The organism is Citrobacter sp. Cpo221, assembly GCF_030332345.1.
GTDB lineage: Bacteria > Pseudomonadota > Gammaproteobacteria > Enterobacterales > Enterobacteriaceae > Citrobacter > Citrobacter portucalensis.
The window spans coordinates 58,960-73,079 of record NZ_JAOWIA010000049.1 but is presented as its reverse complement, the minus strand read 5'-3'; the positions used below and the strand labels follow the sequence as shown (position 1 = coordinate 73,079).

Annotated in this window: 11 protein-coding genes; 5 read left to right on the top strand and 6 right to left on the bottom strand. The window is 52.3% G+C overall.

Annotated features, from left to right (window positions below; genetic code table 11):
- Nucleotides 1-52 precede the first annotated feature (52 nt).
- From hcr to aqpZ, 4 genes are all read right to left on the bottom strand, one after another.
- Nucleotides 53-1,021, bottom strand: coding sequence for an NADH oxidoreductase (hcr, locus tag OGY72_RS10280; protein WP_003834299.1), 969 nt, complete (start codon nucleotides 1,019-1,021; stop codon nucleotides 53-55).
- Between the two features lie 10 nt (nucleotides 1,022-1,031).
- Complete coding sequence (gene hcp / locus OGY72_RS10275) at nucleotides 1,032-2,684, bottom strand: hydroxylamine reductase (RefSeq protein WP_079937585.1); 1,653 nt, start codon at nucleotides 2,682-2,684, stop codon at nucleotides 1,032-1,034.
- A 155-nt stretch (nucleotides 2,685-2,839) separates the two neighbouring features.
- Nucleotides 2,840-3,739, bottom strand: coding sequence for a LysO family transporter (locus OGY72_RS10270; protein WP_003834295.1), 900 nt, complete (start codon nucleotides 3,737-3,739; stop codon nucleotides 2,840-2,842).
- A gap of 143 nt (nucleotides 3,740-3,882) precedes the next feature.
- Nucleotides 3,883-4,578: an aquaporin Z gene (aqpZ, locus tag OGY72_RS10265; RefSeq protein WP_003834293.1), complete on the bottom strand. Its 696-nt coding sequence runs from the start codon at nucleotides 4,576-4,578 to the stop codon at nucleotides 3,883-3,885.
- Between the two features lie 372 nt (nucleotides 4,579-4,950).
- Here aqpZ and OGY72_RS10260 point away from each other — a divergent pair, with 372 nt between their 5' ends.
- Nucleotides 4,951-6,609 carry an ATP-dependent endonuclease gene (locus tag OGY72_RS10260; protein WP_003834292.1) on the top strand — a complete coding sequence of 553 codons (1,659 nt, stop codon included), beginning with the start codon at nucleotides 4,951-4,953 and terminating at the stop codon, nucleotides 6,607-6,609.
- On the opposite strand, the gene OGY72_RS10255 is transcribed toward OGY72_RS10260, so the two are convergent.
- Nucleotides 6,606-7,556, bottom strand: coding sequence for a VirK/YbjX family protein (locus OGY72_RS10255; RefSeq protein ID WP_003834290.1), 951 nt, complete (start codon nucleotides 7,554-7,556; stop codon nucleotides 6,606-6,608). The two genes, OGY72_RS10260 and OGY72_RS10255, sit on opposite strands and share 4 nt — an antisense overlap.
- A 159-nt stretch (nucleotides 7,557-7,715) precedes the next feature.
- On the opposite strand from OGY72_RS10255, the gene macA reads away from it, so the two are divergent.
- Nucleotides 7,716-8,831, top strand: coding sequence for a macrolide transporter subunit MacA (gene macA / locus OGY72_RS10250; protein ID WP_148361767.1), 1,116 nt, complete (start codon nucleotides 7,716-7,718; stop codon nucleotides 8,829-8,831).
- On the top strand, nucleotides 8,828-10,774 hold the full coding sequence (gene macB / locus OGY72_RS10245) for a macrolide ABC transporter ATP-binding protein/permease MacB (protein ID WP_048215946.1): 1,947 nt from the start codon (nucleotides 8,828-8,830) through the stop codon (nucleotides 10,772-10,774). The genes macA and macB overlap by 4 nt, the downstream gene beginning before the upstream one ends.
- A 74-nt stretch (nucleotides 10,775-10,848) precedes the next feature.
- Here the strand turns inward: macB and cspD are convergent, their stop codons facing one another.
- Nucleotides 10,849-11,073 carry a cold shock-like protein CspD gene (gene cspD / locus OGY72_RS10240; protein WP_003036813.1) on the bottom strand — a complete coding sequence of 75 codons (225 nt, stop codon included), beginning with the start codon at nucleotides 11,071-11,073 and terminating at the stop codon, nucleotides 10,849-10,851.
- A gap of 323 nt (nucleotides 11,074-11,396) precedes the next feature.
- Between cspD and clpS the strand changes: the two genes are divergently transcribed.
- Together clpS and clpA are read left to right on the top strand one after the other, a co-directional pair.
- Nucleotides 11,397-11,717, top strand: coding sequence for an ATP-dependent Clp protease adapter ClpS (gene clpS / locus OGY72_RS10235; RefSeq protein WP_003036810.1), 321 nt, complete (start codon nucleotides 11,397-11,399; stop codon nucleotides 11,715-11,717).
- Between the two features lie 30 nt (nucleotides 11,718-11,747).
- Nucleotides 11,748-14,024: an ATP-dependent Clp protease ATP-binding subunit ClpA gene (gene clpA, locus OGY72_RS10230; RefSeq protein ID WP_003036804.1), complete on the top strand. Its 2,277-nt coding sequence runs from the start codon at nucleotides 11,748-11,750 to the stop codon at nucleotides 14,022-14,024.
- The last annotated feature ends 96 nt before the right edge of the window (nucleotides 14,025-14,120 follow it).

Sequence of the window (14,120 nt, the reverse complement as noted above, 5' to 3'; positions counted from 1 at the left end):
AAAGGCCACCCGGTACAGCCAGGCAGCCTTTTGTACATCAGATACCGGCCAATTACGCCAGCACTAAATCACCCTGCGGATGACAGGAACAAGCCAGCACATAACCTTCAGCGATTTCTGCGTCGGTCAGCGTCATGGTGCTGCTGACCGTGTAGTTACCGTCAACCACTTTGGTTTTGCAGCAGCCGCAAACGCCTGCACGGCATGCGGCGACAACCGGAACCTTGTTGCTTTCCAGCGCATCCAGCAGCGTACTGCCCACCGGCGCGTAGAACTCTTTCGCCGGCTGTAGCTTGGTAAACTTCAGACCGCTGGTGGCGGCTTCGGCAACAGGTGTGAAGAACTGCTCCTTAAAGAAGCGCGTCACGCCCAGCGCTTTGACTTCTTTCTCGACCAGATCCATATACGGTGCCGGGCCACAGGTCATCACGGTACGCGAGGTCAGATCCGGTACGCTTTTCAGCAGTTCAGTCGTCAGTCGGCCGGAAACAAAACCTTCTGTGGCATTGTTTTCAGCAACTAATGTCACCGGATATTCGCGCCACTCGTCGGCAAAAATGACATCTTGCGGCGAGCGAACGTTAAAGATTACCTGTACATCCGCTTGTGGGCGGTACTTTGCCAACCAGCGACGCATTGACATGATTGGCGTGACACCACAGCCGGCGGCCAGCATCAGGAACTTGTCTTCCGCTTTATCTTCACAGGTGAACTCACCCATTGCATCCGACAGCCAGATATAGTCGCCGCGCTTCACGTCGCGGGTTAGCCACTGTGAACCTGCGCCATCGTCAATCCGGCGGATGGTCAACGTGATGTACTCGCTAACGCCCGGCGTTGAAGAAATGGTGTAAGCACGCAGCGTATCCGCTGAATTACGTACGCTGACCAGTGCATACTGCCCGGCGCGGTAAGGATAATAATCGTGGCACAGCAACGAAATTGTCCATACATCCGGCGTTTCCTGATGGATGTGGTGAACCTGCATCCGCCATGGGCACTGATGAGTTGGCATTGTCATTCTTTACTCCTTACGCGCTCAGCAGTTGCTTCATGTCTTCTTCAACGGTGGTCACGGAACGCAGACCAAATTTCTCGTTGAGAACTGCCAGCAGATCCGGTGTGAAGAAACCAGGTGCAGTCGGGCCAGTGACGATGTTTTTCACGCCCAGAGACAGCAGGGTCAGCAGAATAACAATCGCTTTCTGTTCGAACCAGGAGAGCACCAGAGACAGCGGCAGATCGTTCACGCCACAGCCCAGTTTCTCAGCCAGGGTTACCGCCAGGATGATGGCAGAGTAAGCATCGTTACACTGACCGGCATCCACCAGACGCGGCAGACCTTCGATATCGCCGAACTCCAGTTTGTTGAAACGGTATTTACCGCAAGCAAGGGTCAGGATCAGGCAGTCATCCGGCACGCTGGTGGCGAAGTCGGTGAAGTAGTTACGTTCACCACGTGCACCGTCACAACCGCCAACCAGGAATATGTGACGCAGTTTTTCGCGGCTCACCAGGTCGATCAGGGTATCAGCAGCGCCCAGCAGGGTCTGACGACCGAAACCTACGGTGATCAGGTGCGGGATTTCGCTGTACGGGAAGCCAGCCATCTGCTGTGCCTGAGCGATAACCGGACCGAAGTTGTCGCCTTCGAGGTGGCTGACACCCGGCCAACCGACGATGCTACGGGTCCAGATACGGTCGTCGTACGCGCCAACGGTCGGGTCGATGATGCAGTTAGAGGTCATGACGATCGGACCTGGGAAGCGGGCAAACTCTACCTGCTGGTTCTGCCAACCGCTGCCGTAGTTACCGATCAGGTGTTTGAACTTACGCAGTTCCGGGTAGCCGTGTGCCGGCAGCATTTCACCGTGGGTATAGACGTTAACACCGGTACCTTCGGTCTGCTCCAGCAGGTTGTACAGATCTTTCAGGTCGTGACCGGAGATCAGGATGCACTTACCTTCGGTTGCTTTTACGTTGACCTGGGTCGGGGTCGGGTGACCGTATTTGGTGGTTTCACCGGCATCCAGAATGCTCATTACTTTGAAGTTCATCTGGCCGATTTCCATTGAACACTCCAACAGAGCGTTCATATCGGAAGGCCAGGTACCCAGCCACGCCATGATTTTGTGGTACTGAGCATAGATATCGTTGTCGTACTGACCAAGAACGTGCGCGTGCTCCATGTAAGCTGCCGCACCTTTCAGGCCGTACAGACACAGCAGGCGCAGGCCGAGAATGTTCTCGCCGATGGTTGCTTTGTCTTTGTTCGGGGTAAATTCAGCGGCCTGACGTTGCAGGTCGCCCAGATCGTCGCTGACCAGTTGCAGATCGGCCATTGGGTTGGCGACCGCCGCATTCGCATCGATGTTCAGGCATTGCGCTTTCAGGGCGTCGCGCATGGCGATAGCTTCACGGGCATAGCCAACAATACGCGGGGAATCGAAGTTAACGTTAGTCAGCGTGGAGAAGAACGCACGCGGAGCAAAGTTATCAACCTCATGGTCGATGATGCCGTATTCACGTGCTTTAACAGCCCATGCAGACAGACCTTGTAGGGAAGCAATCAGCAGATCCTGCAAATCGGAGGTTTCAGCCGTTTTACCGCACATACCCTGCGCGTAAGAGCAGCCGTTTCCTGCCGGAGTACGGATGGTTTGTTCACATTGCACACAAAACATGGTCACACCTTTTAAAGTTATATTTAATATACATGTTTAAGGTTATGCCTGTGCGCGTAGGGATAAAAGGGATTTCTGCTACTACTTGCAGGGAGATTGATTTAGCGCAATTTTGGCGGTAGCTGACTACCGCCAGAGAGGTATTTGCCCGGGCGTCAGGCGGAGAAAAACGCCATCAGCAGAGGCACTAAAAGACTCAGAATAAAGCCGTGGACGATGGCTGCCGGGACCATTTCCAGACCGCCGCTGCGTTGTAAAACGGGCAGGGTGAAATCCATTGATGTCGCGCCGCATAATCCCAGCGCGGTAGAGCGGCTGCGGCCCACCATTCCTGGAATCAACATAATGGCGATCAGCTCACGGGCCAGGTCGTTAAAGAAGGCGGCACTACCAATTACGGGCCCGAACGATTCGGTTAACAGAATACCGGACAGGGAATACCAGCCAAAACCCGATGCCATCGCCAGCGCGGTTTTCAGCGGCAGACCGAGGATCAAGGCATTGATAACCCCCGCCAGCATCGAACTGGCGACGACGACGACGGCCACGATCATCCCCCGACGGTTTAGCACAATTTGCTTTAAGGTCATGCCGCTGTTGCGCAGTTGAATCCCCACCAGGAACAGTAAAAAGATTAACGTATATTCGCTGGCTTCGGTGGCATGCTGCAGAATGGGAAGCCCAGTGAGGCCGAGCAGGAAACCGACGACGACGACGCCGCAAAGCTGAAGCGACTCAAGCGCCATTGCAATTCGCGAGGGGAGCTTTTCTTGCTTGTGGTTGTGTCTCCAGGGCAGCGAACGCTCCAGCCAGAACAGCGCCGCAATATTACACAGTATAATGACTGTCACGCTGACCGCAGAATAATGAAGAATGGCTAACAGGTTGCTGGCGAGATTATCCAGAAACGCCAGGCTAATACCCATAAAAAAGAGAATAAGGTAGACGATCCAGCTTAACAGGCGATTGATAAGTTGTAATGCAGTCCTGTGCCGGAGCGGAATAAGGTAGCCCACAATAAGGGGAACCAGAATGATTAACAGCCCTGAAAACATGAAAATCAGATCCTTGCTGAGAAGTAAGACGAAATGCGCTAGCACACACTACTCAATGCAAAGAGAGGAGTAAAGTTGCAAATAAAAGGAAATATAGCGTGGAGAAAAAAGACCTGACAATAGTCAGGTCTTTTTGTTAGCGATTAATCGCGTTTTTCCAGCAGAGTGCGGTAAATAAGACCGCCGAGTACCCCACCGATGATCGGCATAACCCAGAAGAACCACAATTGTTGCAGTGCCCAGCCGCCCTGGAAGATGGCGACTGCGGTACTACGTGCCGGGTTTACGGAAGTGTTGGTGACCGGAATACTGATCAAGTGAATCAGTGTTAACGCCAGACCAATTGCGATAGGTGCAAAACCTGCCGGAGCATGTTTATCGGTCGCGCCGTGGATCACTAATAAGAAACCTGCGGTCAGAATAATTTCAATGACGACGGCAGAAAGCATGGAATAACCGCCTGGTGAATGTTCACCAAAGCCGTTCGAAGCAAAACCACTGGCCGTTGCATCAAAACCAGCTTTACCGCTGGCAATAAGATACAGGGCCGCAGCTGCAACAATACCGCCCACAACCTGAGCAATAACGTAACCAATAACGTCTTTTGCCGGGAAGCGACCGCCAGCCCATAAACCGAAGGTTACCGCTGGGTTAAAGTGTCCACCGGAAATATGACCCACAGCGAATGCCATGGTTAATACTGTCAGGCCGAATGCCAGCGCGACACCGGCAAATCCAATACCCAACTCCGGGAATGCTGCGGCCAGTATTGCGCTACCGCACCCGCCAAAGACGAGCCAAAACGTACCGAAGAATTCAGCTGCTAATTTCCTGAACATAACCACCTCAATTAAAAGTTCCGGGTTCGAGTTCCTTGCCCGGTAATTCATCGCTAAAAAGGGACGATGATGAAAGAGCGGGTATTTTAGAAAAAAACATCATCCCTTCGCCAGTTAAATTGATGAAAAAATTTGATTTAAGGCAATATGTTGTTATTCCTTTATGAATATTGGATGAATGAAGCATAGTTCAATTAGGAAAAGGTGATGATTGAGTTCTGAAATAATATTCCGAGGAAAACATAAGAAGAATATTCTTATATTTTTCAATTTCTGCTACTAACCTCCTGATCATACCGGGTGTCCTGAGCGCCCGCTTGCCGTTATACTCCTGATAACTTGAAGGAAAAAGTTAGCATTTCCGGAGGCTATATGATTCTCGAACGCGTTGAGATTGTTGGATTTCGTGGTATTAACCGTCTGTCGTTGATGCTGGAGCAGAGCAACGTGCTGATTGGGGAGAACGCGTGGGGTAAATCCAGTCTGCTGGATGCCTTGACCCTGCTGCTGTCGCCGGAGTCAGACCTGTATCATTTTGTCCGCGAGGATTTCTGGTTCCCGCCGGGTGATATACAGGGCCGGGAACACCACCTGCACATTATCCTGACGTTTCGTGAATCCCAACCAGGTCGTCACCGGGTGCGTCGCTATCGTCCTCTGGAAGCCAGCTGGACGCCGTGCCAGGATGGCTATCACCGCATTTTTTATCGCCTGGAAGGCGAGTGTGCGGATGACGGTAGCGTTCTGACCTTGCGCAGTTTTCTTGACGGCGACGGCCATCCATTACCTCTCGATGACATTAACGATCAGGCGCGACACCTCGTGCGCCTGATGCCGGTACTGCGTCTGCGTGACGCGCGATTTATGCGACGGATCCGCAACGGTACGGTGCCAGATTCGGCGGATGTCGAAGTCACCGCCCGCCAACTGGATTTTCTGGCGCGTGAGCTGGCTACCCGGCCGCAAAACCTGACAGACGGGCAGATCCGTCAGGGTTTATCGGCCATGGTACAGCTGTTGGAGCACTATTTTTCCGAGCAGGGGGCTGGCCAGTCCCGCTACCGTCTGATGCGCCGTCGCTCCAATAACGAACAACGGAGCTGGCGCTATCTGGACATTATTAACCGCATGATTGATAAACCCGGCGGACGTACGCACCGGGTTATTCTGTTGGGCCTGTTTTCGACCTTGTTGCAGGCCAAAGGCACGCTAAGGCTGGATAAAGACGCCCGACCTTTATTGCTGGTGGAAGATCCAGAAACGCGTTTACATCCGATCATGCTGTCGGTGGCCTGGCACTTGTTGAATTTACTGCCTCTGCAGCGAGTGGCGACCACCAACTCCGGTGAGCTGCTGTCCCTTACGCCTGTTGAACATGTTGTTCGTCTGGTGCGTGAATCATCCCGCGTCGCCGCCTGGCGGCTGGGACCGGGTGGGATCAGTGCAGAAGACGGTCGGCGAATCGCATTTCATATTCGTTTTAATCGTGCGTCATCGTTGTTTGCCCGCTGCTGGCTGCTGGTGGAAGGTGAAACGGAAACCTGGGTGATTAACGAACTGGCCCGCCAGTGCGGACACCACTTTGATGCGGAAGGGATTAAAGTCATTGAATTTGCCCAGTCCGGTCTTAAGCCGCTGGTTAAATTCGCCCGCCGGATGGGAATAGAGTGGCATGTGCTGGTCGATGGAGATGAAGCCGGGAAAAAGTACGCGGCCACGGTACGTAGCTTATTGAATGACGACAGAGAGGAAGAGCGCGAGCATTTGACCATGCTCCCCGCACTGGATATGGAACACTTTATGTATCGCCAGGGGTTTGCTGACGTCTTTCACCGGGTGGCGCAAATTCCGGAGAACGTGCCTATGAATATGCGCAAAATAATCTCCAAGGCGATTCATCGGTCGTCAAAACCGGATCTGGCGATCGAGGTAGCGATGGAAGCCGGGCGGCGGGGCGTTGATGCGGTGCCAACGCTGCTGCGAAAAATGTTTTCCCGCGTGCTGTGGCTGGCACGCGGCAGAGCGGATTAGTGGCGAAACATCGACGACAGCTGCGAATGGATGCTGTCCAGTAGCTGATAGCGGCGGCGGTATTCTGCGCGTTTTTTGCTCGCAATATCCGCCTCGCTTTTTCGCGCCAGCGTGCGCGGAATATGATAGTACCCGTTGCTGTCACACTCACCGCCAACCGACTCCCAAAAAGTGTTGTAGTCGGAAAGGATTACCTTGTTTTTATCGTCGTAGCGCGGGCTGCGAAAAATATGCTGTTCATTGCTTACAGCCAGAATTTGTTCGATATTTAATTGTTCCGCAAAACAGCAAATGGCTTCCATCACAATACGTTTTGGGAAAATCCCATGGCATGATTTGGTCGCTTTTTGAATTTCTTCATGTGGCAGTAATCGGCTGCCTCCCTGTAACCCGCCAATAAACAGTGTACTGCTCCCTTCATAATTGCACAGCGTAAACGTCATTTCCGCTAAAGTCTCGCCAGTGCAATTGCGTACCAGAATGGTGCTTTCACCTTCTTTATCCAGTATGATGAATGAAGTCATTATTACGCTAAATACTTCGCTATTTTTTCCCTCAATTTGTGCTAGTTGTAATCCATCTTCACTTAAATAATTCTTAAATTCAGTGGCTGAAAAAAAGCTACGGATAGCATTGTAATGATAACGCACGGCATCCAGTTTCGTTTTGTGGTCAAGATTTTTCGCGAGATAGGCGCGATGCAAACGAACCGGCAATCGTGGCTGGCGTGCAAGTATGCTATCAAGGTCAGGCCATTGCGCCAACTCGGTCATCCATTCACGCGTTAATCGCGGCATAAGCGCTGAGCGCAACAAAAACTTACGACGAAAGCTACGCTGATGCCAAAATTGTCCGGGGCGCCAATGTCCGGTCATCAGGCTACAAAAGAGGCTAAAACTTGTAACTGGTTTTGAAGAATGAAAAGTGCTTTCAGTTAGCTGGCTCATAATATAAATCCGATTGATACCCTTGTACTAATTTCAGCACAGCGGATCTTAACCATTCATCAATAACTCTGTTATTCTTGCGCTTTTCAACGGCGATTTATTTAACGTTGATGTTTAGCACTCCACTCTGGTGGACGTATTGGGGGAATTGGGACATTTATGAAGCTCAAGGGAAAAATCAAAAAACGCTATTTTCTGTTCGCCATCATCCTTATTGTGGCGGTAATTGCACTTTGGCGAACGCTTAATGCGCCTTTACCTCAGTATCAAACATTAATTGTTCGTCCTGGCGATCTGCAGCAAAGCGTGTTGGCTACCGGTAAGCTGGATGCGCTGCGTAAAGTTGACGTCGGGGCGCAGGTCAGCGGGCAGTTAAAAACGCTGTCGGTTGCGATTGGCGATAAAGTAAAAAAGGATCAGTTGCTCGGCGTTATCGATCCTGAACAGGCGCAAAACCAAATCAAAGAGGTTGAAGCAACGCTGATGGAATTGCGCGCCCAGCGTTTACAAGCCGAAGCTGAGTGGAAGCTGGCGCGGGTTACTCTTTCCCGCCAACAACAGCTGGCGAAAACCCAGGCTGTTTCACAGCAGGATCTCGACACGGCGGCCACCGAAATGGCGGTCAAACAGGCGCAAATTGGCACAATTGACGCGCAAATTAAACGTAATCAGGCCTCACTCGATACGGCAAAAACCAACCTTGATTACACCCGCATCGTTGCGCCAATGGCTGGCGAAGTAACGCAAATTACTACGCTGCAAGGGCAAACCGTTATTGCCGCCCAGCAGGCCCCTAATATTCTGACGCTGGCGGATATGAGCACCATGCTGGTAAAAGCGCAGGTTTCTGAGGCTGATGTAATTCACCTGCATCCAGGGCAAAAGGCCTGGTTTACCGTGCTGGGCGATCCGCAAACACGCTATGAAGGTAAACTCAAAGATGTTCTTCCGACGCCAGAGAAAGTGAATGATGCGATTTTCTACTATGCCCGCTTCGAAGTTCCAAACCCGAAAGGGATCCTGCGTCTGGATATGACCGCGCAGGTCCATATCCAGCTCACGGATGTCAAAAATGTCCTGACCATCCCGCTGTCGGCTCTGGGCGATCCTATTGGCAATAATCGTTATAACGTCAGGCTGCTGCGTAACGGCGAAACCCGCGAACGTGAAGTGGTTATCGGCGCGCGTAATGACACCGATGTGGAGATCGTGAAAGGGCTGGAAGAGGGGGATGAAGTCATTACCGGTGAGGGCAACGCTGGAGCTGCAAAATGACAGCATTGCTTGAGCTGAGCCATATCCGCCGCAGCTATCCGTCAGGTGAAGGCCAGGTTGAGGTGTTGAAGGACGTATCCTTGAGCATTCAGGCCGGGGAAATGGTGGCGATTGTCGGGGCGTCGGGTTCGGGTAAATCGACGCTGATGAACATTCTCGGCTGTCTGGATAAGCCAACCAGCGGTACGTATCGCGTTGCCGGACGCGATGTCTCTACGCTGGATAGCGATGCGCTAGCGCAACTCCGTCGTGAGCATTTTGGTTTTATCTTCCAGCGCTATCACCTGCTGTCGCATTTAACCGCCGCACAAAACGTTGAGGTACCCGCGGTCTACGCTGGCACTGAACGTAAGCAGCGCCTGGCGCGTGCGCAGGAATTACTCCAGCGGCTGGGGTTGGGTGACCGGGTTGACTATCAACCTTCCCAGCTTTCCGGTGGTCAGCAGCAGCGGGTCAGTATCGCGCGTGCGCTGATGAACGGGGGGCAGGTTATTCTTGCCGACGAACCCACCGGTGCACTGGATAGCCATTCCGGCGAAGAGGTGATGGCGATTTTGCATCAGCTGCGCGATCGCGGGCATACGGTAATTATCGTTACTCACGACAGCCAGGTCGCCGCGCAGGCCGAACGGGTCATTGAAATTCGTGACGGCGAGATTGTGCGCAATCCACCGCCACAGAAACCCTCTGGCGGACGCGATATCGCGGAGCCAACGGTGAAAACGGCATCCGGCTGGAGCCAATTTGTCAGCGGTTTTCGTGAAGCGCTTACCATGGCCTGGCTGGCAATGGCCGCGAATAAAATGCGAACGCTTCTGACCATGCTTGGGATCATCATCGGTATTGCTTCGGTGGTGTCGATTGTGGTGGTAGGCGATGCGGCTAAACAGCTGGTACTGGCAGATATTCGCGCTATTGGTACTAACACCATTGATATCTATCCAGGCAAAGATTTCGGCGACGACGATCCGCAATATCAACAGGCGTTGAAGTATGACGATTTGACGGCGCTACAGAAGCAGCCCTGGGTCAGTTCAGTAACGCCTGCAGTGTCGAAGAACCTGCGGTTACGCTATGGCAACATCGATGTTGCTGCCAGTGCTAATGGCGTTAGCGGCGACTATTTCAACGTCTACGGCATGACATTTAGCGAAGGGACCACCTTTAACGCCGAGCAACTGGCGGGGCGTGCTCAGGTGGTGGTGCTCGACAGCAATACCCGTCGTCAGTTGTTCCCCAACAAAGCGAAAGTTGTTGGCGAGGTCGTGCTGGTGGGGAATATGCCTGCCACGGTGATTGGTGTTGCAGAAGAGAAACAGTCGATGTTTGGCAGTAGCAAGATCCTGCGTGTCTGGCTGCCTTACAGCACTATGTCCGGGCGCATAATGGGACAGTCGTGGCTGAACTCGATCACCGTGCGGGTGAAGGATGGTTTTGACAGTGCCCAAGCCGAACAGCAACTGACCCGACTGTTGACGTTGCGCCACGGTAAGAAGGATTTCTTCACCTGGAATATGGACGGTATCTTGAAAACCGCCGAAAAGACCACACGTACATTACAACTCTTCCTGACGCTGGTGGCGGTGATTTCGCTGGTGGTCGGTGGGATTGGCGTGATGAATATTATGCTGGTTTCGGTAACCGAACGAACGCGTGAGATTGGCATTCGTATGGCGGTTGGCGCTCGCGCCAGTGACGTGCTGCAACAGTTCTTAATTGAAGCAGTGTTGGTGTGTCTGGTTGGCGGCGCGTTGGGCATTAGCCTGTCGATGCTGATCGCCTTTACGCTACAGCTATTTCTGCCGGGCTGGGAAATTGGATTTTCACCCGTCGCGCTGTTGACGGCTTTCCTGTGTTCGACTGCAACCGGGGTGTTGTTTGGCTGGCTACCGGCGCGGAATGCGGCACGTCTGGATCCGGTAGATGCTCTGGCGCGGGAATAATGCCACAGAGATAAAAATGCCAGCCGCAAGGGCTGGCATTTTGACTGCGGGATGTACACAATGAGACAGAAGAGCTATGCGACAGCTTCTGCTTCAATGACAGGCACGATGACACTGGCATGATTGCCTTTTGGCCCCTGGTGGACATCAAACTGGACAGACTGTCCGGCTTTTAGCGTTCTGTAACCATCCATCTGAATGGTGGAGTAATGGGCGAAAATATCTTCGCCGCCGCCTTCGGGGCAAATGAAACCAAACCCTTTGGCGTTGTTGAACCACTTAACAGTACCCGTTTCCATACTTCGACATCCTTCGTAAATCTTATATAAGTAAGATGGAATGAACCGGTGGCGGAGTGGGGGCTGTTCAAAACCTCGCCAACTCTCGAAACTACAATTTAGAGAAATCAGGCGGGGCGTCAAGCGCCATACAGACGGAATAGGGTAAAAATGCATCAAAATTTGAAGCAGTTAACGCTATTGTCGGTTATGTGACAGATGTCGCGGATGGCACTAATAGATGATAGTTATCTAATACTTGAGGTAGATTGATTGTGCGCATAGGCTGCTTGTCAGCGGCAAGATTTTCTGCCGGAAACCGTAACTGAAGATGACGACTGACAATGGGTAAGACGAACGACTGGCTGGATTTCGATCTGCTGGCGGAAGACAAATTGCGCGACGCGCTAAAACCGCCATCTATGTATAAAGTGATATTAGTCAATGATGATTACACTCCGATGGAGTTTGTTATTGACGTGTTACAAAAATTCTTTTCTTATGATGTAGAACGTGCAACGCAACTGATGCTTGCAGTTCACTATCAAGGTAAAGCTATCTGCGGTGTGTTCACTGCCGAAGTGGCTGAAACCAAAGTAGCGATGGTGAACAAATATGCGAGGGAGAACGAGCATCCGTTGCTGTGTACGCTGGAAAAAGCCTGAATGCAGGCATAAACATTGGGGGAGGTGCCTATGCTCAATCAAGAACTGGAACTCAGTTTAAACATGGCTTTCGCCAGAGCGCGCGAGCACCGACATGAGTTTATGACCGTCGAGCACTTGTTACTGGCGTTGCTCAGTAACCCATCGGCCCGCGAAGCGCTGGAAGCGTGTTCTGTGGATCTGGTGGCGCTCCGTCAGGAACTCGAAGCCTTCATTGAACAGACCACACCTGTATTGCCTGCCAGTGAGGAAGAGCGCGACACGCAGCCAACGTTGAGTTTTCAGCGTGTACTGCAACGCGCGGTCTTTCATGTTCAGTCCTCCGGGCGCAATGAAGTTACCGGCGCAAATGTGCTGGTCGCTATCTTCAGCGAGCAGGAATCTCAGGCGGCTTATCTGCTGCGTAAGCATGAAGTAAGTCGTCTTGATGTGGTGAATTTTATTTCTCATGGCACGCGCAAAGACGAACCCAGCCAGTCTTCTGACTCTGGGAATCAGCCAAATAACGAAGAGCAAGCTGGCGGGGAGGACCGTATGGAAAACTTCACGACTAACCTTAACCAGCTTGCCCGAGTGGGCGGAATTGATCCGCTCATTGGCCGGGACAAAGAGCTGGAGCGCGCCATTCAGGTACTGTGCCGTCGCAGAAAAAACAACCCGCTGCTGGTGGGAGAGTCTGGTGTCGGTAAAACCGCCATTGCCGAAGGTCTCGCCTGGCGTATCGTCCAGGGTGATGTGCCTGAAATTATGGCTGATTGTACTCTTTACTCCCTGGATATCGGCTCGCTGCTGGCAGGCACCAAATATCGCGGTGATTTTGAAAAACGCTTTAAGGCGCTGTTGAAACAGCTGGAACAGGATACTAACAGCATTCTGTTTATCGATGAGATCCACACCATTATCGGTGCGGGTGCGGCATCGGGCGGCCAGGTGGATGCGGCTAACCTGATCAAGCCGCTGCTCTCCAGCGGGAAGATTCGTGTGATAGGGTCCACAACCTATCAGGAATTCAGCAATATCTTTGAAAAGGATCGTGCCTTAGCGCGCCGTTTCCAGAAAATCGATGTCACTGAGCCATCGGTAGAAGAGACCGTGCAGATCATCAACGGTCTGAAGCCGAAATACGAAGCGCACCATGACGTCCGCTATACCGCCAAAGCGGTGCGTGCAGCGGTCGAACTGGCGGTGAAATACATTAACGATCGTCATCTGCCGGATAAAGCGATTGACGTGATTGATGAGGCGGGCGCGCGTGCGCGTCTGATGCCGGTCAGCAAGCGCAAGAAAACCGTCAACGTGGCGGATATCGAGTCCGTTGTGGCCCGCATTGCGCGGATCCCGGAGAAGAGCGTTTCGCAGAGCGATCGCGACACGCTGAAAAACCTGGGCAACCGTCTGAAAATGCTGGTATTCGGACAAGATAAAGCCATTGAGGCGCTGACTGAAGCGATCAAAATGAGCCGTGCCGGTCTGGGACACGAGCATAAACCGGTCGGTTCGTTCCTGTTTGCCGGACCAACTGGCGTCGGTAAGACCGAAGTCACGGTGCAGTTGTCCAAAGCACTCGGCATTGAACTGCTGCGTTTTGATATGTCCGAATATATGGAACGCCACACCGTCAGCCGCCTGATTGGTGCGCCTCCGGGGTATGTCGGTTTCGACCAGGGCGGTTTGCTGACCGATGCTGTTATTAAGCATCCGCATGCGGTACTGCTGCTGGATGAAATCGAAAAAGCACACCCGGATGTCTTTAACCTGCTGTTGCAGGTGATGGATAACGGCACGCTGACCGACAATAACGGGCGTAAAGCGGATTTCCGCAATGTGGTGCTGGTCATGACCACCAACGCCGGTGTGCGTGAAACTGAGCGTAAATCGATTGGGTTGATTCATCAGGACAATAGTACTGATGCAATGGGCGAAATCAAAAAAGTGTTTACGCCGGAATTCCGTAACCGCCTCGACAACATTATCTGGTTTGATCATCTCTCTACCGAGGTGATTCATCAGGTTGTTGATAAGTTTATCGTCGAGCTTCAGGTTCAGCTGGATCAGAAAGGTGTCTCTCTGGAAGTGAGCCAGGAAGCACGTGACTGGCTGGCAGAGAAAGGCTATGACCGCGCAATGGGCGCACGTCCAATGACGCGTGTTGTCCAGGATAACCTGAAAAAACCATTGGCTAACGAACTGCTGTTCGGTTCGCTGGTGGATGGTGGCCAGGTGACCGTTGCGCTGGATAAAGAGAAAAATGAGCTGACTTATGGTTTCCAGAGTGCGCAAAAGCACAAGCCAGAAGCTGCACATTAATCTTTAATCACCTAATCAGCCGGGCGTAATGCCCGGTTTTTTTTCGCCTGATAAAAGTGATTTGAATTGGGATATTTAGAGGAGTTTAAACGGCAG